The organism is Granulicella sp. L60, from assembly GCF_009765825.1.
Lineage (GTDB): Bacteria > Acidobacteriota > Terriglobia > Terriglobales > Acidobacteriaceae > Edaphobacter.
Window position 1 is genome coordinate 215,357 of sequence record NZ_LMUR01000020.1, and the last position, 19,041, is coordinate 234,397.

Sequence of the window (19,041 nt, forward strand, 5' to 3'; positions counted from 1 at the left end):
TAGAACAGTGCCACTCTTCGGAGTGGCACTGTTGTTTGGGCGAGAGATGCGTCGTCGCCGGATATAATCAGGCGGATGAATCCCTCTGTGAGCGTTTTAGTGCCTACGTTTAATGGCGCGAAGTTTTTGCCTGCGACACTGGATTCTATTCTTTCGCAGACGTACGCTCCGGCAGAGGTGATCGTCTTTGATGACGGATCCACGGACGATACCAGAGAGGTCGTCTTGCGGATGGGGAGCCGGGTTAAGTATCACTTCGCGCAGAATGGCGGGATCTGCCGGGCAAGGAATGCGGCCGCGTCGCTTGCGATTTCAGAGTATCTGACGTTTTGCGATCATGACGATCTTTGGCGGAGCGATAAATTAGAGCAGCAGATGGGGCTGCACAGGAAGAATCCAGAGCTGCACTACTCGTTTACCAACTTCTCTATTGTGACGGACGATGTGTGGTCGGATAAGACCAAGTTTGAGGATGCGCGTGGAGATTTTCTTCTACCCGCTGTTCCGGAGGGCCTTGGCCCTTTCGAGTTGCAAGACTCGATTTATGACAAGCTGCTCAAGTTTCAGCCTATCTGGCCTTCGACGATTGCGATTTCGCGGGAGATGTTTCGTCGACTAGGGGGCTTCAGGGAGGAGCTTGGCAAGAATCCCTCTGAAGATCTTGAGTTTACGCTGCGATGTGTGATGACTCCTCCGATAGGGGTGGTGCGGGAGGCGGTGGTTGGAGTGCGGAAGCATCAGACGAACTACTCCGGCGACAACTATAAGACGATACGAGGGCAGATTGAAGTTTTGAGATTTGCACTGGATCACCATCCAATCAACGATGGCACGCGAGGGCTGATCGAGAAGGAGATTGAGGTTCGTAGCGTAGCGGCTGCTTATGATGCGTTTCGGCGATCTGACTTCAACGAGGTGGTCTCTTTGACGGCGATGGCTGACCCGTCGCTTCTGGATTCGAAGATGCGTTTGAAGGTATGGATCTCGAGGATGCCTTTGCCGATCGCTAAGTTGTTGGCAAAGTCTCTTATCAAGCAGTGAGTTCGTTTGTTCTGTGCAACGCCGAAGGCCCTCTTGGATAAGCGGGCCTTCGGCGTTGCGATAGATTGATGCGGAGCTGATTAGGCTACGCGTTCGATGGTGACGGACTCGAGGACGACTGGGGTTTTGGGGCGGTCCATGCCGTCTTTGCTGACTTTGCTGATCTTCTCGACGATGTCGTAGCCTTCGACGACTTCGCCGAAGATGGTGTGCTTGCCGGTGAGCCAGCTGGTGTCGGCTACGGTGATGAAGAACTGGCTGCCGTTGGTGTTGGGGCCGGCGTTGGCCATGGCGAGCTTACCCTTTTCCTGGAAGCCGTGCTTGGAGCCCTTGGTCTCGTCGGCGAACTTGTAGCCGGGGCCGCCCATGCCGGTACCTTCGGGGTCGCCGCCCTGGATCATGAACTGGGGGATGACGCGGTGAAAGATGGTGCCGTCGTAGAGCTTGTTGCCTTTTTTGCTGCGGCTGTTCCACTCTTTGGTGCCTTCGGCGAGGCCGATGAAGTTGGCTACGGTCTCGGGTGCGTCCTTCTCGAAGAGTTCACAGACGACGGTTCCTTCCGAGGTTTTAAAGGTGGCGTAGGTGCCGGGTTTGGTAGGCATTTCAGATTCTCCTTGCAGGTTGATGAAAGACGATAGGAGGAATGGTCCTGCTGGGTTCGCGAAGACCGAAGAAGAAGACGAAAGAGTTAGTTGGACGGCGCGGCGGCTGGGGTTGCAGGAGCGGCGGCCGGCGGCGTGGCTGGTACGGGCGGCATGGGTTGTCCGTCGCGGACGATGGTGATGCGGTCGATGACGACGGGGACGTTGGGCTTGTCGCTGGAGTTGCGTTCGACGCGTGCGATGGAGGCGACGAGCAGGACGCTGTGGGCGTCGCACTGGCCGAAGATGGTGTGCTTGCCGTTGAGCTGCGGGACTTCGACCTCGGTGATGAAGAACTGGGAGCCGTTGGTGCCGGGGCCGGAGTTTGCCATGGCTAGGCGTCCTGGCTGGTCGAAGGTGAGGCTGGGGTCGAACTCGTCCTGGAAGAGGTAGCCGGGGTCGCCGGTGCCGTCGCCCATGCGGTCGCCGCCCTGGATCATGAAGTTGGGAATGACGCGGTGGAAGGTGGTGGTGCTGTAGAAGGGCTGGCCGTGGACTTTTTTGAGGGTCTTGGGGTCGGTCCAGTCTTTGGAGCCGTCGGCGAGGCCGATGAAGTTGGCTACGGTGATGGGGGCTTGTTTTTCGTAGAGCTTGCAGGTGAGGCGGCCCATGGTGGTGTCGATGACGGCGGTGGGGCCGGTGGGGACGACGATGGGTGCGGCCTGGGGGGTGCTGCTGCTGGGGGCATCGGGAAGCGCGTCGGCTGGCGGGGGCGGCGGGGTGGTGGACTGTGCCTGCGCCGAGATGCTGACGGCCACTGCGAGTGCGAGAGTACGAAGGATCATGCGGGTGCGTCGCTCCAGAGAGAGTGCGGGAGCCTCGACGATGAGGCTGGCGTAATCCCCATCCTTGAGGCTACCGCAGACGGGCGGATGGAGCAATGCGGGCGGGCGGCTAGACGATGCGGGCGAGCAAGCTGCGGACGAGTTCGAGGGAGGCTCCGTAGACGACGTGGGCGGCCCAGTGCTGGAGGTGGTCGGTGGGTGGGGTATCGATGGGGGATGGGGCGAGCTGGAAGGCGGGGACGGCGACCTCGTCGGCTGCGAGGAAGAGGAGGGTGCCGAAGCCGGTGCCTGCGCCGGTGGTGATCTCGGGCAGAAGCTCCGCCGAGACGCCGTAGACGACGCCCATGAGTGTGCCGAAGGTGTAGTGGACGGCTTGGCCTGCGGTCTTCTTATCTTCTTTGTCGAGATGGGTGCCGGCGGCCTCGGCGATCTTGCGGGCGACGATCTCGGTGGAACCCTCCTGCTGGGCGGCCTGCTGTTCTTTTTGCACCTGCTCGTGGGCGATCTGCCAGGAGGACTCGCCCTGGCCTAGTTTGAGTTGTTTTTCGGCGGCTTTCTGGCCTGCGGCGCTCAGCTTCTGGAACTGGTCCATGATGAGGGTCGCGGCAAGGCCGGCGGCTACTCCGGTGATGACTCCGCGAAGGACGGATGGATGTTTTCTGCGCATGTTCACCTCAGTGGAGTCAGATGCTGGAATTCGTCTGGTCGTAATGTTTTGTTCTGGTAACTTCGAGGGGTCTACGGCATCTGATGTGAAGGAACACCAGGAGGATTTTGAAGATGGCGAAGTTTGCGTTGTATGTGGAGTTGAAGGCGAAGCCGGGTAAAGAGGCCGATGTGGAGGCTTTTTTGAAGCAGGGCGCGGAGATGGCGAAGTCTGAGGCAGGGACCGTTCATTGGTATGGGTTCAAGGAAGATAAGGGCGGCGTGTTTGGCGTGTTCGATACGTTCAACGATGAGGCTGGGCGTGATGCGCATCTGCATGGCGAGATTGCCAAGGCTCTGATGGCGAATGCAGAGACGCTGTTTTCGGAGGCTCCGCAGATTCACAAGATTGAGTTGGTGGGGGAGAAGGTTTAGTAGATGGTTTAACTGCTTTGTCCTGCCGGACGGGCCCACTGCACGTGGGGTGGTCACTTCGTGACTTTTGTACTCCTTCGGGTGGGCCTCCCGTTGGTTGGCGGGGAAGATGATCCAGCTATGGGTTGTGATCGGCGGCGGCTTGTACTTCGCGGAAGACACGGAGGAGGTTGCCGCCGAGTAGTTTGCGCATGTCGTCAGCGGTGTAGCCGCGGGCCATGAGGGCTGCGGTGACCTTGGGTAGGTCGGCGGCGGAGTCGATGGTGTCGGGTGGGACGGGGATGCCGTCGAAGTCGGTGCCGATGCCTACGTGATCGATGCCGGCGACCTTGATGACGTGGTCGAAGTGGTCGATGAGGGAGTTGAAGGGGGCGCGGCCGATCTTTGCGGCGAACTCGCGGTCGATCTTGTCGGATTCGGTGTAGGGAACGGGGAGGCCTTTGGCCCGGTATCTGGCTTCGAGGGCGTCCTGGGCTTTCTTTCGTTCGGGGGCTTGCGCGGCCCAGGCTTTGCGCCAGTTCTCGTCGATGAAGGCAGGGAAGAAGTTGACCATGACGACGCCGTTGTTCTTCTTCATGGCGAGGAGCATGTCGTCGGTCATGTTGCGGCTGGCGTGGGTGAGGGCGCGGGCGGAGGAGTGCGAGGCGATGATGGGAGTGCGGGTGGTGGCGATGGTGTCCCAGAAGGTCTTGTCGGAGACGTGGGAGATGTCGACGAGCATGCCGAGGCGGTTCATCTCGGCGACGACTTGTTTGCCGAAGGGGGTGAGGCCGTTGTGGTGGTGGACCTTGGCGTCGTCGATGTCACCGGAGGAGTCGGCCCAGTTGTTGGTGTTGGACCAGGTGAGGGTCATGTAGCGGACGCCGAGACGGTAGTAGTCGCGGAGGAGGCCGAGGGAGTCTTCGATGGAGTGGCCGCCTTCGATGCCCATGAGGACGCAGAACTTTCCGGCTTTGTGGGTGGCTATGATGTCGGCGGAGGAGAGGCAGAGGGCGAGCTTGTCGGGATGCTTGCGGACCTGTTCGAGGGTGCCGTCGATGAGTTCGAGGGTGCGGCGGGCGCTGGCGTTGGCGGGGTATTGGCCGGGGTCGACCCAGATGGAGAAGAACTGGGCGGCGAGGTTGCCTTTCCTGGCGCTGTCGTAGTTGAGCATGCCGCCGTTGAGGGGGTCGGTGAAGTCCCAGTGCTCGTCGACGAAGCGCTGCGGGGTGTCGGCGTGGGTGTCGATGACGATGGCGGAGGCGTGGACGGCGGCTGGGTCAGTCATCGTTTTTTGGATGGGATTTTTTCCGGTGAGTTGGAGGGTGGTTTGGGCCGGGAGAGACATGCTGCTGATGAGAGGCAGGGCCGTTAGTAGGGCGGACGCAAGGATTCGGCATGTCTTCAGGCACGTCTTCTTCATGGATGGCACCTATTCTTTCATGCGCGCTTTCTTGCTGGGGTAGGCAAATTGTAGCAAGCGGTTTCTGAAATCTCTGATAACGTTTTCCCATGTTATTTGGCAGGCATTTTTGGGCGTTGGGATTGGTGGCGGCTTCGTTTGGGAGCTGCGTGGTGCAGCGGGTGTATGCACAGGGTGCGGCGGCCGATACGGTTGCGGTGCGCGTGGACACGGGTGATCGCGTGGGGCCATATGCGCCGGTGTGGAGTTTCTTTGGCGCGGATGAGCCGAACTACAGCTATGCGCCGAACGGGCAGGCGTTGCTGCGGGAGCTCTCGCAGCTTAGTGCTGCGCCGGTGTATGTGCGGTTGCATAACCTGCTGACGACTGGGGATGGGGATAGTTCGTTGAAGTGGGGTTCGACGAATGCGTATCGCGAGGATGCAGAGGGAAGACCGATCTATGACTGGACGATTACGGATCGGATCTTCGACTCGCTGAAGAAGAATGGGGTGAGGCCGCTGGTGGAGGTTGGGTTTATGCCGGAGGCGATGTCGACGCATCCGGAGCCTTATCGGCATACGTTTCCTGAGGGGCAGGTGTTTACGGGGTGGAGTTATCCGCCGAAGGACTATGCGAAGTGGAGTGCGCTGGTGACGGCGTGGACGAAGCATCTGCATGAGAGGTATGGAGATGCTGCGGTGGATACATGGCTGTGGGAGGTTTGGAATGAGCCGGATATCGACTACTGGCATGGAACGCCGGAGGAGTACGACAAGCTCTACGATGTGACGGCGGCGGCGATACAGTCGGTGTTGCCACATGCGAAGATTGGCGGGCCTGAGGCGACGGGGGTTACGCCGGGTAAGTCGGAGGTGATGCTGCGGCAGTTTCTGGAGCACTGTGCGCGGGGAAAGAATGCTGCGACGGGAGGGGTGGGCGCGCCGCTGGCGTTTATCAGCTTTCATCCGAAGGGTTCGCCGAAGACGGTGGATGGGCATGTGCGGATGGATATCGGGCATCAGCTGCGGGCGATGGATATGGGGATGCGCGTGGTGGCTTCGTTTCCGGAGTGGAAGAATACGCCGATCATTCTGGGGGAGAGCGATCCTGAGGGCTGCGCGGCTTGCAAGGGGGCGCAGAATGGATATCGCAATGGACCGTTGTATGGCGTGAGTGTCGCGGAGGCTACGGCGGGAGCGGAGGAGCTTGCGCGGAGGAACGGAGTTTCGCTGCAAGGGGCGGTGACGTGGGCGTTTGAGTTTGAAGATCAGCCGCTGTTTGCGGGGTTTCGCGAGTTGGCGACGGGCGGCAGGGTGGGAGATGCGAACTACCTGGTGGATAAGCCGGTGCTGAATGTGTTTCGTATGCTGGGAATGTTGGGTGGGGAGTATGTAAGGGCGACGAGTACGGGCGCGTTGCCGATGGAGCAGATGTTGAAGGACAGTGTTCGCGGGGCGGCGGATGTGCGGGCGGTGGCGACGCGTGGGGAGCATCAGGTGGATGTGCTGGTGTGGAACTACCACGATGACGATGTTGCGGCGGAGGCTGCGCGGGTGAATCTTTCGGTGGCGGGATTGCCTGCTCGGGGGGTGAAGGTGCAGCGGTTTTTGATGGATGCGGAACACAGCAATGCGTATGCGGTGTGGCAGAAGATGGGTAGTCCGGCACAGCCTACGGTGCAGCAGTTTGTGGAGTTACAGCGTGCGGGAGGGTTGGAGGCGGTTGCTCCTTCGGCAGCGGCGGCTGTGAAGGATGGAGTGGCTGCGGTTGATATCAGGCTGGAACGACAGGGGGTTACGCTGGTTCGATTTTCCTGGTGAGGCTCAGGTGTTGCGGAGGAGATTGTCAGGGCAACCTTCGGGTTAGATGGTGCCATCTGTCTATGCAGAGGTGATGTATGGCACAAGGTCTGGATTCTACGAAGAGCGGAGCACGTCCTTCCCACGAAGCGATCGAGTCTGAGGCACCGGCGACCGAAGTGGGGAAGACTGAGCAGCAGAAGATAGATCATTCTGCGATGCAGAGCGCAAAACGCGCGGAGAACAGGATTCGGGATAACGAGGATACGACGCCTGGGAACACGATGTTTACGAAGTAGTTTTATCGCCAACTATTAACAGCAAGAGGCCCGCCTAGTTGTCGGGCCTCTTGCTGTTTTGCAGGTTTGCTAACTGGCTTGGCCGAGGAGTCCGTGAGGATCGAGGACGAACTTCTTAGCTACGCCAGCGTCGAATGCTTTATAGCCTTCGGCTGCTTCGCTGAGCGGGATAACGGTTGCGTTGACGATCTTTGCGATGGGTAGACGGTCGTGCAGGATGGCCTGCATGAGTTGGCGGTTGTACTTGAGCACGGGGGTCTGGCCGGTGTAGAAGCGATGAGACTTTGCCCAACCAAGACCGAAGCGCATCTTGAGGTTTCCGGTCTTGCCTGCTTCATCTGCAGCACCGGGATCTTCGGTGACGTAGAGGCCAGGGATGCCGATACCGCCAGCGGCACGGACGATGGACATGAGGGAGTTGAGAACGGTGGCGGGAGCTTCCTGGCCGTCTTTGCCCTGAGCGCGTGCCTCGAAGCCGACGGCATCGACTGCGGCGTCTACCTCGGGCTTGCCGACGACTGCGGCGATGAGTTCGCCGAGGTTGTCGCTCTTGGTGAGGTCGATCGGAGTAAAGCCTACGCTTGCGGCGTGCTGGAGGCGTTCGGGGATCATGTCGCCGATCATGACGAGGGCAGCGCCGAGGATGTGGGCAGAGGCAGCTGCGGCCAGACCGACGGGACCGGCGCCAGCGATGTAGACGATGGAGCCGACACCGACGCCCGCCATGACAGCTCCGTGAAAGCCGGTGGGGAGGATATCGGAGAGCATGGTGAGGTCTTTGATCTTCGACATGGCCTGGGCTTTGTCGGGGAATTTGATGAGATTGAAGTCGGCGTAGGGGACGAGGACGTACTCAGCCTGGCCGCCGACCCAACCGCCCATGTCGACGTAGCCGTAGGCTCCGCCTGCGCGGCCGGGGTTGACGTTGAGGCAGACGCCGGTCTGCTGTTCGCGACAGGTGAGGCAGCGGCCACAGGCGACGTTGAAGGGAACGGTGACGAGGTCGCCGACTTTCATATATTCGACGTCGGAGCCGGCTTCGATGATCTCGCCGGTGATCTCGTGGCCGAGGACCATGCCGGTGGGAGCGGTGGTGCGGCCGCGGACCATGTGCTGGTCGGAGCCACAGATATTGGTGGAGACGACCTTGAGGATGACGGCGTGGTTGATCTTTTTGCCGGCGGGATTTTGCATCTTGGGGAAGTCGATGGACTGCACTTCGACTTTGTTTTGTCCCAGGAAGACGACTCCAGTATTTTCTGCCATTTTAAACCTCGTTGCAGTTGCGGGTTATGTACCTATCTTTGGAAGATCCGTGCCTGTTTATGGGCCGCAGGAAAGGGTAGCGCGAATGCCCGCGCTACCCTTTGATTCGATGCGTGAGGAAGGATTTAGAAAGCTGCTACGCCTGCTTCGGCGACGGCGTGATCCTGATCGCCTGAGCCGCCGCTGACACCGATGGCTCCGACTACTTTGCCGTCTTTTTTAATGGGGATACCGCCGGCGAAGATCATGACCTTGCCGTCATTTGAGGCGTGGATGCCGAAGAACTGGTTGCCGGACTGCGAGTGTTCGGCGAGATCTTTGGTGGTGATGTCGAAGGCGCGTGAGGTCCAGGCTTTTTTCTGCGAGATGTCGATGGAGCCGAGCCAGGCGTTGGCCATGCGCTCGAAGGCGATGAGGTTGCCGCCTTCGTCGACTACGGCTACGTTCATGGGCTGCTTGAGCTCTTCAGCTTTTTTTTCGGCTGCGGCGATGATGCGGCGGGCGTCTGCTAGTTGGATCATTTGGTTCTCCTGATATATGAGCTTACCGGTTTGACGCTCCATTTGTGTCAGTGGCTTGGGCTTTTCAAAGTGGCCGGGGTGAAATTTTACATTTCCATCCGTTGCGGTGAGACTGCAGTGGATAGAGCGCTCAGAGATTCTTGATGAGTGAAGGAATGCGGTTCGCGCCTTCGCGCGAATGCCCACATCTCAGAATCGAGATATGGGGCACCCAGACTGGTGGCGTGATTATCGAGCGAAGAGGTCTTTGACTTGTTGGATGAAGACGTCGCGGCCCATGTCGCTGATGGCTTCGGTGAGGGGGAGCTGTTTGGGGCAGGCCTGGACGCAGTTCTGGGAGAAGCTGCACTCCTGAATGCCGCCGTCTCCGGCGAGGGCGCGGAGGCGCTCTTCTTTGAGGACGGAGCCGCTGGGGTCCATGTTGAAGAGCTTGGTCTGGGCGATGGTGGCGGCGCCGACGAAGCCGGTGACGTCGTTGAACTGGGGGCAGACCTCCATGCAGATGGTGCAGGAGATGCAGTTGGAGAGCGGGTAGCGCTGCTCCTGAATCTGCGGGGCCTGGCGGGGGCCCGAGCCGAGGTCGTAGGAGCCATCGATGGGGACCCAGGCTTTGACCTTCTTGAGGTTTTCAAAGAGGACGGAGCGGTCGACGGCGAGGTCGCGGACGACGGGGAACTTGCTGAGGGGAGCGAGGGTGATGGGCTGCTCGAGTTTGTCGACGAGGGCGGAGCAGGCCATGCGGGCTTTGCCGTTGATGAGCATGGCACAGGAGCCGCAGATCTCTTCGAGGCAGTTGGAGTCGTAGGTGACGGGCGTGGTGGCTTTGCCGGAGACGTCGACGGGGTTGAGCGCGATCTCGCCGAGGAGCGAGGTTATGTTCATGCCCGGGCGGTAGGGGATTTCGAACTTCTCGGTGGTGGAGGGGGCGTCCGGGGTGGACTGGCGCTTGATCTCGACTTTGATGGTGCTCTGTGCCATTGCGACTGCTCCTTAGGGCCTGCAGATATCCTGTGCCTTCGGCGTGGGGGTGAGCTGGAGGCGTTTGTTGCTGAGGATTGCAGTCGCTGAGAGGTGGATTAGAAGCTGCCGGTTTTGTGCAGGCGTTCTTTTTCCAGGGTTGCGACTGCGATGCCTTCTTCTTTGCTGATCGGCGGGCGGCCTTTGAGTGCCATGGTCCGTTCCGATGGGTGAAGGTGCGTGGTGTAGAGGTACATATATGCCATGACTGTGGCGAATATGACGGCAAGGGCGATGTAGACGAGGTTGATGATTTCCATGCCCGGTTAGATGGGGTTCGCGGGTTTTTGGGTAACTCGTCATTAGTGGAAAGTGCCCCGGGGCTAAAACCCCTTTGCCTGATGTTGGTTTTAGTGGGCTAAAGCCCACCGCTTAATCCACAAAGACTAGCTGGAGGTGTAGACACGGGGACGTGGTTTGATGTGGCTGATGTCGACTTCTTCAAAGGAGATTGCAGGTGCTCCGTCGACGAAGGCGGCTTTGGTGGTTTTGAGGAACTTTTCATCGTCGCGGTTGGGGAAGTCGGGCTTGTAGTGGGCTCCGCGGCTTTCGTCGCGAAGGCGTGCGCCGTGGACGATGACCCGGGCGAGCTCGATCATGTTGTAGAGTTGGCGGGTGAAGGCGAAGCTGGTGTTGGCCCACTGCGATTTGTCGGAGAGGTTGACGTTGCGGTAGCGGTCGAGGAGTTCGACGAGCTTGGCGTCTGCTTCTTCGAGACCGGCGTTGTAGCGAACGATGGTGGCGTGCTTGGTCATGGTTTCGCCGAGTTCGCGCCAGATCTTGAAGGGATTTTCGGTGCCGGGGTTGTTGAGGAGGAGACCGTTCTTTTCCTTCTGACGCTGGAGCTCGGCGGCGTGGCCTCCGTCGCCTTCCTGTGCGGGGAGGGAGCTTGCATAGGCCATGGCTTGCGGGCCGGCGACGAAACCACCGTAGATGCAGGAGAGCAGGGAGTTGGCTCCGAGACGGTTGGCTCCGTGGATGGAGTAGTCAGCCTCGCCTGCGGCGAAGACTCCGGGGATGTTGGTCTGCTGGTTGAAGTCGACCCAGAGGCCGCCCATCGTGTAGTGCATGCCGGGGAAGATCTTCATGGGGACTTCGCGGGGATCGTCGCCGACGAATTTCTCATAGATTTCGAGGATGCCTTCGAGCTTGTGGAGGCGCTCCTTGGGCAGGTGGGTGAGGTCGAGGTAGACCATGGGCTGGCCGTCGATGCCCATGTTGTCTTCGTAGACGATCTTGAAGATCTCGCGGGTGGCGATGTCGCGGGGGACGAGGTTGCCGTACTTGGGGTAGCGCTCTTCTAGGAAGTAATAACGGTCGGCCTCGGGGATGGAGCGGGCGACGCGTTTGTCGTTACGGTCGCGGGGTACCCAGACGCGGCCACCTTCGCCGCGGGCGGACTCGGACATGAGACGGAGCTTGTCTTCGCCGGGGATGGCGGTGGGGTGGACCTGGATGAACTCGCCGTTGGCGTAGAAGGCTCCCTGTTGATAGAGGGCGGACTGGGCGGAGCCGGTGCAGACGACGGAGTTGGTGGACTTGCCGAAGATGGCTCCGTTGCCGCCGGTGCAGATGATGATGGCGTCGGCGGGGAAGGTGCGGGTCTCCATGGTGCGGAGGTCCATGGCGACGATGCCGCGGGCTGCGCCTTTGCTGTCGAGGACGGCGGAGAGGAACTCCCAGCCTTCGTATTTGGTGACTTTGCCTTCGGACTCGTGGCGGCGGACCTGCTCATCGAGTGCATATAGAAGCTGCTGGCCGGTGGTTGCTCCGGCGAAGGCTGTGCGCTGGTAGAGCGTGCCTCCGAAGCGGCGGAAGTCGAGGAGGCCTTCGGGGGTGCGGTTGAAGGGGACGCCCATGCGGTCGAGCAGGTCGATGATGGCGGGGCCCTGCGCGGTCATGTTCTTGACGGGGGTTTGGTTGGCGAGGAAGTCGCCGCCGTAGATGGTGTCGTCGAAGTGCTTGAGGACGGTGTCGCCTTCGCCTTTGAGGTCCTTGGCGGCGTTGATGCCTCCCTGGGCGCAGACGGAGTGGGAGCGCTTGACGGGGACGATGGAGAAGAGGTCGACCTTGCCGCCGGCTTCGGCGATCTTGATGACTGCGGCTAGTCCGGCTAGGCCGCCGCCTACTACGATGATTCTGGGTGTTGCTGCTGCCATGATTCTTCTCCGTAGTCTCTCAGTGCTTCGAAACGATCAACATTGTGAAGGCAGCGACCGTGCCTAATACACCAGCCGCGTAACTCGCAATCCAGATAGACCTCAATGTGCTTTTCGGATAGAGCGCTTGGTGCCTCTTCCAAAGGTTGTAGCAGAATCGAGGACTCGCGGGGTTTGGGAAAGATGGATCAGCTAATTTGCGATCTACCTGTTTGAGCATGCGAAAGAGCATGAAGTTCGCGGCTATCCAGAAGCAGATGCCGACTCCGAATGCGATATCGCGCAGGTGGAGTAGATCGTTCAAATTAGCGAGCCTCGCCGGGCTGCTGCGGGTTTGTTGAATTTGGTGGCGGGACTGTAGGTGCTGGCAAGTCGATGCCGGCGGGCTGGACGGGCATGACGTTGGCGGGGGCGTTGGGGTACTTGTAGACGACAGCGTAGATGCTGGTGAGGCCCATGAGGCAGAGGGCGACGCCGAAGACGGCGCAGACGTAGCCGAACTTTTTGCGCGCCTTGTCGCCGGGGGTGATGCCCCACTTGGCGGCGAAGAGCCAGATGCCGTAGGCGAAGTGCCAGGTGGTGGCGATCATGGCGATGACGTAGATGGCGAGCATCCAGGGGTTGGAGAGTTCAACCTGTACTTTATGGAAGGCTGCGCCGGGATTCTCGGGGAGCGAGATGCCGCTGAAGCGCTGTCGCCAGACGTGCTGGATGATGTAAATGAAGGCGATGACGCCGGTGATGCGCTGGGAGACGTACATCCAGTTGGAGGCCCAGGGGTAGACGTTGACGTTGACGCGGCCGCGGATGGCGATGAAGAGGCCATAGAAGGCGTGGAAGGCCAGAGGGATAAAGATGAAGCCCCACTCGAGGATGCGGACGAGCGGGAGGGAGTTGAGGAACTTGACCTGCTGCGCGTAGGCGAGGGGGCCGTTGAGGGTCTCGAAGTTGGAGATGATGTGTTCGACCAGGAAGGCGCCGATGGGAATGATGCCGCTGAGGGAGTGGAGGCGGCGCCAGAAGAAGGAGTGGCCAACGCCTGCGCGGAGTGGCTGAACGCCTTTGAGTGGCGGGGCGGCAGGAGGTGTTGGCGATGCGGCTGTGGCCATGGGTGCTCCTTTTTCGGTGTTGCATGCACTGGCGGATGAAAAAAAGTGCGGCAGGGCGATTATTCCGCTCGGGGATTGCCAGCGTCAAGGAAATGCAGGCAGTTTGTGCGATTATCGATAGGTTTGTGCGATTAAGTTACTTCGCGCTGGTTTCAGAGGGGTTGCGGGAGGGCCTGGAGGAGGGCGGCGAAGGCTCGGCCACGGTGGCTGAAGGTGAGTTTGGTTGCGATGTCGAGCTCGGCCATGGTTTTTTTCTGGTCGGGGAGGTAGAAGAAGGGGTCGTAGCCGAAGCCTTCGGTGCCGCGTGGAGTGGGGAGGATCTCGCCTTCTACGGTGCCGTGAGCGATGGCGAGGATCTCTCCGTTGCGGGCGGCGGCGAGGACGCAGTGGTAGCGGGCTGGATGCGGGCCAGGGATCTGGCTGAGGGCTTGCTGCAGGCAGAGGTTGTTGCGCTCGTCTGGAGTGCCGGGTGCGGGGAGGTGGTGGTCGTCTGCGTAACGGGCGGAGCGGACGCCGGGGTCGCCATGGAGGGCGTCTACTTCGAGGCCGGAGTCGTCGGCGAGGACGATGTGGTTGGGGGCGTGGCGGGAGTAGAAGATGGCTTTGAGACGGGCGTTGCCTTCTAAGGTGGGCTGGTCTTCGTCGGGGGCGGGGATCTTTTTGAGGCCGGGGAGGGGAGTGATGGAGACTTCGTGCGAGACGGCGGCGAAGTCTCGGAGCTTGCCTGGGTTGGTCGAGGCGATGTAGAGGGTCATGCATCTATTGGTATAACGTCGCGGCGATTTGAGTCGATGGGTTCGATTTTTCCAACCATCGCAAGATCGAAACGAGTGACGGCGAAGTACGGGGGCCTTCACTACGTTCCGGATGACGGCATAGACGGAGGAACGCAAACAATCGAATGCAAGATGATCGAATATAAAAGTGCGGACGTAAAGTACTGGAGAACCATCGAACGACAGATTCGGTGAATGGAGATGAGTGGATGGCGACGATGAAGGCGTTTACGGAGTATCTGACGTTCAACACGATGGAGCGCAGGGAGATGGTGCACATTACGCCGCAGGTGGAGGAGATTGTGCGGCGGAGTGGTGTGGAGGATGGGTTGTGTTTTGTCTCGCCGATGCATATTACGGCGGCGATCTATGTGAACGATCATGAGGATGGGTTGATCGAAGATATTGGGACGTGGCTGGAGAAGCTTGCTCCGGCATGGCCGGGGTATAAGCATCATCGGACGGGTGAGGATAATGCGGACGCTCATCTGAAGGCGCTGTTGCTGCACCATGAGACGACGCTGCCGGTGACGAAGGGGCGGCTGGACCTAGGGATGTGGCAGCGGGTGTTCTATGCGGAGTTCGATGGGCAGAGGAAGAAACGGGTTATTGTGAAGCTGCTGGGTGTCGCAAAAGAATGATGTCAACGCGGCGGTTCTGGGTGCGACCGTCTTCAGTGTCGTTGCCGGCGACGGGGTGGAACTCGGCATAGCCTGCGACGGAGAGGTTGGCGGGGACGATGGGGCCGTGCTCGAGCAGGAGACGGGCGATGGCGGTGGAGCGTGCGGTGGAGAGCTCCCAGTTGCTGGCGAACTGCGAGGTGTGGATGGGGACGTTGTCAGTATGGCCTTCGACACGGAGCGGGCCTGCGGGCAGCGTGGTCGCGAGGATGGAGATCATGGGAATGGATGCGGGGCGGACCTCGGCTGAGCCGGAGGGGAAGAAGCCGGCTTCGTGGAGCGAGATGACGAGGCCGTCGGGGGTGATGCGCATGGCGATACCGCCCGGAGGGATGCCACCGGCGGCGACCTGTTGGGCGATGAGTTTACGCAGACGCGCTTCGGTCTGCTCGAGCGTCTCGGTGCTGGTTGATGGCAGCGGTGGGGCGAGTGCCGCAGGGGTGGAGTTGGTGATGGCTGCGGCGTTGATGTCGGTGAGGGGCGGCGTCTTCGAGTGGGCGTCGAAGGTGCCGAGCGGCGTGAAGGCGGACTGCATGGCTTCGGAGAGCTTGATCTGCTTCTTCTTGTCGGACTGGCTGGAGGCGAAGAGGACGACGAAGAAGGCGAAGAGGAGCGTGATGAAGTCGGCGTAGGAGACCAGCCAGCGCTCGTGGTTGACGTGTTCGGGATGCTTTTTTTTGCTCATACGCCTACCTCTGCTTTGGTCTCGGACTTGGGCGGATGAGAGTCGAAGAGATAGGTGCGGAGCTTGGTCTCGATCATGCGCGGGTTCATGCCTTCGAGGATGGAGATGACGCCTTCGAGCATCATCTCTTTGATCATCTGCTCTTCGCGGTGACGGAATTTTAGTTTGCCAGCGGCGGGGAGGCAGATGAGGTTGGCCATGGCGACGCCGTAGATGGTAGCGACGAAGGCGACGGCGATGCCGCGGCCTACCTCGTCGATATTGGAGAGGTTCTTCATGACCTGGATGAGGCCGAGCACGGCGCCGATGATGCCGACGGTGGGGGAGTAGCCGCCGGCGGCTTCGAAGACAGCGGGAATTTTTTCTTCGATCTCGGATTTGTTGTCGAGCTCGAGCTGCATGATCTTGCGAACCTCGGCGGGTTCGGTGCCATCGACGGCGAGCATGAGGGCTTGTTTGAGGAAGGGGTCGGTGACGGTGGCGAGGTCGGCGTCGAGTGAGACGATGCCGCTTCTGCGGGCCTTGTTGGCGAAGGTGACCAGCTGGGCGAGGGTGGCTTCACCGTTCGATCCCTTGTGCAGGAAGACCTTTGCGGCGGCCTTAATTGCGGCGAGAAAGATGTTCATCGGGAACTGGAGCATGACCGCGCCGACAGTGCCGCCGATGACGATCATGGCCGCGGTGGGCTGGGTGATCTGCGAGATGCTTCCGCCTTCGATCATCATGCCGGCGAGAATGCCGATGATGGCAAGTGCGATGCCACCGACGCTGGCGATATCCATGGGACTCCTCTTTCAGGCGTGAGATTCGTTATTGCTCTGAGTCGCTTTTGTGGTGATGGCGGGGATGCTGATCGGGGTCGTGGGTCGATCGGGCATCGTGAGCTGAGCGAGCGTCGTGGGCGGAGCGTGCGGCGAGGGCGGACGAGGCTTCGGGCCATGCCTTGCGAAGGATGGCTGCGCGATATTGAAGGGTGAGCTCGGAGACCTCGCTGCAGGGCTCGAGGACGATAAGCTTTTCGCCGGTGATCAGGGTGAGGACGGTGTCCGGTGCAGCCTCGGCGTATTTGATGAGGTCGCAGTTGACGGCGAGAGGACTGCCGTTGAGGCGGGTTAGCTCGATCATGTTGGAATGGTTCCTCCCATGGCTCTCATCGGCAGAAAGAGGGTTGTCAATAGAGCGAGGTGAGAGCGCGTGGAGAAGGGAAGGGGCAAAGGGGGACAGTTCTAAAGTCGCGGGAACGAGGGCCGATGAGGGGAAAGAACGCGGAGCCTTTCGCATGGTGAATCGGAGCTTGCAGCTGAAGATATGGTTGCAAGTTTGCCGAGCGTACACCCAGGGGCAGGCATCGCGGCAACTCAAACCGTGTAGTACAGGAGCGTTACCCCATGTCCTTAGGTGTTCTTACTAACGTCGCAGCGATCAACGCAGAAAACAGTCTCAACTCGACGCAGAACAGCCTCAACACTGTTCTCCAACAGCTCTCCTCGGGTTCGCGCATCAACAGCGGCGCGGATGACGCGGCCGGCCTCTCCGTGTCCGACGGTCTTGCGGCGAACGAAGCAGCGCTGACACAGTCGGCACAGAATGCCCAGAACGGTGTGGGACTCCTGCAGACTGCGGACGGCGCTCTCTCGCAGGTCACCAATCTGTTGGATCGCGCGGTGACGCTGGCTACCGAGGCATCGAACGGTGGCTTGACAACCGCTCAGGCAACCGCCGCCGATACGGAGTTCCAGAGCATCATCACGGAGATCGGTAATATTGGTGCGAATACGAACTTCAACAGCACCAACGTCTTTTCGAGCACGGCGACCAATTTTGTGGTTAGCGACGGCACTACCGCCGGAACGACAACCATTGCAACTACCGTTGGCACGCTCGCGTCGACGAGCGTCGGCGTGACGACCACCGATACGGCCGGCGTGATCACAACGGCAGGTGGAGAGGATCTTTCGACCCAGAACCTGACGACCCAGACTCTTGCCCAGAGTGCTCTTACCGCGGTTACGACGGCGATTTCGGACGTCTCAGCCCAGCGTGGAAACCTTGGCGCCAACATCAACCAGCTGAATGCGGCTGCTAACGTGGCGAGTTCGGAAGAGGTCAACCTGTCCTCCGCTCAGAGCTCGATTCTTGCAACCAACTTTGGGCAGGCGACGAGCGATCTGGCGAAGTATCAGGTGTTGGATCAGACCGGTATCAGTGCTCTTGCGCAGGCCAACAGTACACAGCAGGAGATTCTGAAGCTGCTGCAGTAGACCGCAGGTTGAAGCGATGGTGGACAAGATACGACATTCTGGCTGCCATCGCCTTCAGCGTTTAAAGGAAGTTAGCTTTCTCTAAGGAAGAGGCAGGCGTAGTTGGCTATGCGTTTGCTTTTCACTGTGAAGAAGTGATCGTCGGAGGGTGGAGTGGGCACAGTTGGATTGAGTTTCGGAGCGGCGACGAGCGGCCAGGGATTTGACGTGGCGAGCACGGTTACGCAGATTCAGGCGGCGTCGGCGGCGATTGAAAACCCCTGGAACAGCGAGCTGTCAACATTACAGGCGCAGGATACTGTCTTTACCTCGCTGGGCACCGACCTGTCGACGCTGACGACGAGTCTTCAGGCGCTTACGGACTTTGAAGGCGTGTTCTCGGAGAAGGAGGGATCCAGCTCCGACCCCGATACGCTGGCTCTGAGCAGTGCCACTTCCAGCGCGACGGCAGGCAGTCATACTGTTCTGGTTAATAGCCTGGCAACGACCTCGTCCGATGTCTCGGATACGCTTGCGAACGCAAACGATACGCTCTCGGGCAATGTAGTCATTACGGTAAATGGCCAGTCCAGCACTATCGACGTCGATAGCAGCAGCAATACGCTTTCGACGCTGGCGAGCGCGATCAATTCGGCGGACGCTGGCGTGACGGCGACGGTGCTTACCGACTCGTCCGGATCGCGGCTCTCGTTGGTGAGCGCTACCAGTGGCGCGGCAGGAAATATCACTGTCTCCGGTTCGCTGTCTGATACGACGACAGGAGGAAATCTTGCGTTTACCAGCAGTCAGACCGGGGCGGACGCCAGCATTGTGGTGGATGGAACGACGCTGACCAGCAGTTCAAATACAGTGACGAACGCGATTCCCGGAGTAACGTTTCAACTCTTAGCGAAAAGTGCTTCAAGCACTTCGCCAGTACAGATCCAGATCACCAACGACAACACAGATGTCGAGACCGCTATCACTAACTTCGTCAATGCATATAACGCAGTTGCAACCGACCTGACGACACAGACCGGTAAGGATTCGAGTGGGAATCCTGAGCCACTCGCGGGAACTCCTATTCTTTCGCAGTTGCAGAGTTCGCTCTCAGGAGCGTTATTTGCCGGCTCTGCGAGTGGGTCCATCAACAGCCTGGAGCAACTCGGAATCAGCGTAAACAGCGATGGTAGCGGAACGCTGACGTTAGACGGCGATACGCTGGATGCTGCGCTGGATAATAACTACTCGGATGTGACGGGGTTTTTTCAGAACACTGGAAGTTTCGGCCAGACGTTGTCGACTACGCTCAATAACCTCGGCACCCAGGCTCCGGATGGCGCAATCTTTCTTGCGCAGCAGCAGAACAGCACGCAGGAAGCTGCGCTAAATACTGATATCACGAATGAAAATACACTTCTGGCAACGCAGAAGACACAGCTTACAGATGAACTAAATGCCGCGAACCAGACCTTACAAGGAATTCCAAGTCAGCTCGATGAAGTCAACTCCATCTTTGACTCTCTGACAGGCTTCAACCCGAACTCACAGGCATAAGG

21 protein-coding genes are annotated in these 19,041 nt (G+C 59.7%); 7 read left to right on the top strand and 14 right to left on the bottom strand.

The genetic code is table 11. The features are described 5' to 3' along the window. Positions 1-75: 75 nt before the first annotated feature. Complete coding sequence (locus GSQ82_RS19470; RefSeq protein WP_256370104.1) at positions 76-1,041, top strand: glycosyltransferase family 2 protein; 966 nt, start codon at positions 76-78, stop codon at positions 1,039-1,041. A gap of 80 nt (positions 1,042-1,121) precedes the next feature. On the opposite strand, the gene GSQ82_RS19475 is transcribed toward GSQ82_RS19470, so the two are convergent. The 3 genes from GSQ82_RS19475 to GSQ82_RS19485 form a co-directional block, all read right to left on the bottom strand. After that, positions 1,122-1,643, bottom strand: a complete 522-nt coding sequence (locus GSQ82_RS19475; protein WP_158793956.1) for a peptidylprolyl isomerase — start codon at positions 1,641-1,643, stop codon at positions 1,122-1,124. Positions 1,644-1,729: 86 nt separating this feature from the next. Beyond that, positions 1,730-2,563 carry a peptidylprolyl isomerase gene (locus GSQ82_RS19480; RefSeq protein ID WP_371417242.1) on the bottom strand — a complete coding sequence of 278 codons (834 nt, stop codon included), beginning with the start codon at positions 2,561-2,563 and terminating at the stop codon, positions 1,730-1,732. 13 nt (positions 2,564-2,576) lie between these two features. Next, complete coding sequence (locus GSQ82_RS19485) at positions 2,577-3,134, bottom strand: DUF1440 domain-containing protein (protein WP_158793957.1); 558 nt, start codon at positions 3,132-3,134, stop codon at positions 2,577-2,579. Positions 3,135-3,247: 113 nt separating this feature from the next. Between GSQ82_RS19485 and GSQ82_RS19490 the strand changes: the two genes are divergently transcribed. Beyond that, complete coding sequence (locus GSQ82_RS19490) at positions 3,248-3,547, top strand: putative quinol monooxygenase (protein ID WP_158793958.1); 300 nt, start codon at positions 3,248-3,250, stop codon at positions 3,545-3,547. Between the two features lie 118 nt (positions 3,548-3,665). Here GSQ82_RS19490 and GSQ82_RS19495 read toward each other — a convergent pair whose 3' ends face one another. After that, the gene (locus tag GSQ82_RS19495; RefSeq protein ID WP_254061789.1) at positions 3,666-4,949 is read right to left on the bottom strand and encodes a dipeptidase; all 1,284 of its coding nucleotides are present in this window, start codon (positions 4,947-4,949) and stop codon (positions 3,666-3,668) included. 89 nt (positions 4,950-5,038) lie between these two features. Between GSQ82_RS19495 and GSQ82_RS19500 the strand changes: the two genes are divergently transcribed. Continuing rightward, positions 5,039-6,751 (top strand): beta-xylosidase, encoded by a 1,713-nt coding sequence (locus GSQ82_RS19500; RefSeq protein ID WP_158793959.1) that lies wholly within the window; start codon positions 5,039-5,041, stop codon positions 6,749-6,751. A gap of 77 nt (positions 6,752-6,828) precedes the next feature. Further along, positions 6,829-7,029 (top strand): hypothetical protein, encoded by a 201-nt coding sequence (locus tag GSQ82_RS19505; protein ID WP_158793960.1) that lies wholly within the window; start codon positions 6,829-6,831, stop codon positions 7,027-7,029. A gap of 69 nt (positions 7,030-7,098) precedes the next feature. On the opposite strand, the gene fdhA is transcribed toward GSQ82_RS19505, so the two are convergent. From fdhA to GSQ82_RS19540, 7 genes are all read right to left on the bottom strand, one after another. After that, positions 7,099-8,295, bottom strand: coding sequence for a formaldehyde dehydrogenase, glutathione-independent (gene fdhA, locus GSQ82_RS19510; RefSeq protein ID WP_158793961.1), 1,197 nt, complete (start codon positions 8,293-8,295; stop codon positions 7,099-7,101). A 125-nt stretch (positions 8,296-8,420) separates the two neighbouring features. Then, positions 8,421-8,816 carry a heme-binding protein gene (locus GSQ82_RS19515; protein ID WP_158793962.1) on the bottom strand — a complete coding sequence of 132 codons (396 nt, stop codon included), beginning with the start codon at positions 8,814-8,816 and terminating at the stop codon, positions 8,421-8,423. Positions 8,817-9,044: 228 nt separating this feature from the next. Continuing rightward, positions 9,045-9,794, bottom strand: coding sequence for a succinate dehydrogenase iron-sulfur subunit (gene sdhB, locus GSQ82_RS19520; RefSeq protein ID WP_158793963.1), 750 nt, complete (start codon positions 9,792-9,794; stop codon positions 9,045-9,047). A 98-nt stretch (positions 9,795-9,892) separates the two neighbouring features. Beyond that, complete coding sequence (locus GSQ82_RS19525; protein ID WP_158793964.1) at positions 9,893-10,093, bottom strand: hypothetical protein; 201 nt, start codon at positions 10,091-10,093, stop codon at positions 9,893-9,895. Between the two features lie 126 nt (positions 10,094-10,219). Next, positions 10,220-11,992, bottom strand: a complete 1,773-nt coding sequence (gene sdhA, locus GSQ82_RS19530) for a succinate dehydrogenase flavoprotein subunit (RefSeq protein ID WP_158793965.1) — start codon at positions 11,990-11,992, stop codon at positions 10,220-10,222. Positions 11,993-12,297: 305 nt separating this feature from the next. Further along, positions 12,298-13,101, bottom strand: a complete 804-nt coding sequence (locus tag GSQ82_RS19535; protein ID WP_158793966.1) for a succinate dehydrogenase — start codon at positions 13,099-13,101, stop codon at positions 12,298-12,300. A 152-nt stretch (positions 13,102-13,253) separates the two neighbouring features. After that, positions 13,254-13,856: a non-canonical purine NTP pyrophosphatase gene (locus tag GSQ82_RS19540; protein WP_158793967.1), complete on the bottom strand. Its 603-nt coding sequence runs from the start codon at positions 13,854-13,856 to the stop codon at positions 13,254-13,256. A gap of 230 nt (positions 13,857-14,086) precedes the next feature. Between GSQ82_RS19540 and GSQ82_RS19545 the strand changes: the two genes are divergently transcribed. Beyond that, positions 14,087-14,518, top strand: coding sequence for a secondary thiamine-phosphate synthase enzyme YjbQ (locus GSQ82_RS19545; RefSeq protein ID WP_216847128.1), 432 nt, complete (start codon positions 14,087-14,089; stop codon positions 14,516-14,518). On the opposite strand, the gene GSQ82_RS19550 is transcribed toward GSQ82_RS19545, so the two are convergent. Genes GSQ82_RS19550 through GSQ82_RS19560 form a run of 3 tightly spaced genes read right to left on the bottom strand, consistent with a single transcriptional unit; the run spans position 14,484 to position 16,367 of the window. Beyond that, positions 14,484-15,242, bottom strand: a complete 759-nt coding sequence (locus GSQ82_RS19550; protein WP_158793968.1) for a flagellar motor protein MotB — start codon at positions 15,240-15,242, stop codon at positions 14,484-14,486. The two genes, GSQ82_RS19545 and GSQ82_RS19550, sit on opposite strands and share 35 nt — an antisense overlap. After that, a complete protein-coding gene (locus tag GSQ82_RS19555; RefSeq protein WP_158793969.1) occupies positions 15,239-16,024 on the bottom strand; it encodes a flagellar motor protein in 786 nt (261 codons plus the stop codon). The genes GSQ82_RS19550 and GSQ82_RS19555 overlap by 4 nt, the downstream gene beginning before the upstream one ends. A 28-nt stretch (positions 16,025-16,052) precedes the next feature. Then, a complete protein-coding gene (locus GSQ82_RS19560; RefSeq protein WP_158793970.1) occupies positions 16,053-16,367 on the bottom strand; it encodes a flagellar FlbD family protein in 315 nt (104 codons plus the stop codon). A gap of 263 nt (positions 16,368-16,630) precedes the next feature. Here GSQ82_RS19560 and GSQ82_RS19565 point away from each other — a divergent pair, with 263 nt between their 5' ends. Both GSQ82_RS19565 and fliD read left to right on the top strand, forming a co-directional pair. Next, a complete protein-coding gene (locus tag GSQ82_RS19565; RefSeq protein WP_158793971.1) occupies positions 16,631-17,503 on the top strand; it encodes a flagellin in 873 nt (290 codons plus the stop codon). Positions 17,504-17,656: 153 nt separating this feature from the next. Then, the gene (fliD, locus tag GSQ82_RS19570) at positions 17,657-19,039 is read left to right on the top strand and encodes a flagellar filament capping protein FliD (protein ID WP_158793972.1); all 1,383 of its coding nucleotides are present in this window, start codon (positions 17,657-17,659) and stop codon (positions 19,037-19,039) included. Positions 19,040-19,041 lie beyond the last annotated feature (2 nt).

Excerpts from the sequence above, each read along its gene's own strand:
- GSQ82_RS19470 (WP_256370104.1), top strand. The coding sequence starts at position 76 with ATGAATCCCTCTGTGAGCGTTTTAGTGCCTACGTTTAATGGCGCGAAG.
- GSQ82_RS19475 (WP_158793956.1), bottom strand. The coding sequence starts at position 1,643 with ATGCCTACCAAACCCGGCACCTACGCCACCTTTAAAACCTCGGAAGGA.
- GSQ82_RS19485 (WP_158793957.1), bottom strand. The coding sequence starts at position 3,134 with ATGCGCAGAAAACATCCATCCGTCCTTCGCGGAGTCATCACCGGAGTA.
- GSQ82_RS19490 (WP_158793958.1), top strand. The coding sequence starts at position 3,248 with ATGGCGAAGTTTGCGTTGTATGTGGAGTTGAAGGCGAAGCCGGGTAAA.
- GSQ82_RS19495 (WP_254061789.1), bottom strand. The coding sequence starts at position 4,949 with ATGAAGAAGACGTGCCTGAAGACATGCCGAATCCTTGCGTCCGCCCTA.
- GSQ82_RS19500 (WP_158793959.1), top strand. The coding sequence starts at position 5,039 with ATGTTATTTGGCAGGCATTTTTGGGCGTTGGGATTGGTGGCGGCTTCG.
- GSQ82_RS19505 (WP_158793960.1), top strand. The coding sequence starts at position 6,829 with ATGGCACAAGGTCTGGATTCTACGAAGAGCGGAGCACGTCCTTCCCAC.
- fdhA (WP_158793961.1), bottom strand. The coding sequence starts at position 8,295 with ATGGCAGAAAATACTGGAGTCGTCTTCCTGGGACAAAACAAAGTCGAA.
- GSQ82_RS19515 (WP_158793962.1), bottom strand. The coding sequence starts at position 8,816 with ATGATCCAACTAGCAGACGCCCGCCGCATCATCGCCGCAGCCGAAAAA.
- sdhB (WP_158793963.1), bottom strand. The coding sequence starts at position 9,794 with ATGGCACAGAGCACCATCAAAGTCGAGATCAAGCGCCAGTCCACCCCG.
- GSQ82_RS19525 (WP_158793964.1), bottom strand. The coding sequence starts at position 10,093 with ATGGAAATCATCAACCTCGTCTACATCGCCCTTGCCGTCATATTCGCC.
- sdhA (WP_158793965.1), bottom strand. The coding sequence starts at position 11,992 with ATGGCAGCAGCAACACCCAGAATCATCGTAGTAGGCGGCGGCCTAGCC.
- GSQ82_RS19535 (WP_158793966.1), bottom strand. The coding sequence starts at position 13,101 with ATGGCCACAGCCGCATCGCCAACACCTCCTGCCGCCCCGCCACTCAAA.
- GSQ82_RS19540 (WP_158793967.1), bottom strand. The coding sequence starts at position 13,856 with ATGACCCTCTACATCGCCTCGACCAACCCAGGCAAGCTCCGAGACTTC.
- GSQ82_RS19545 (WP_216847128.1), top strand. The coding sequence starts at position 14,087 with ATGGCGACGATGAAGGCGTTTACGGAGTATCTGACGTTCAACACGATG.
- GSQ82_RS19550 (WP_158793968.1), bottom strand. The coding sequence starts at position 15,242 with ATGAGCAAAAAAAAGCATCCCGAACACGTCAACCACGAGCGCTGGCTG.
- GSQ82_RS19555 (WP_158793969.1), bottom strand. The coding sequence starts at position 16,024 with ATGGATATCGCCAGCGTCGGTGGCATCGCACTTGCCATCATCGGCATT.
- GSQ82_RS19560 (WP_158793970.1), bottom strand. The coding sequence starts at position 16,367 with ATGATCGAGCTAACCCGCCTCAACGGCAGTCCTCTCGCCGTCAACTGC.
- GSQ82_RS19565 (WP_158793971.1), top strand. The coding sequence starts at position 16,631 with ATGTCCTTAGGTGTTCTTACTAACGTCGCAGCGATCAACGCAGAAAAC.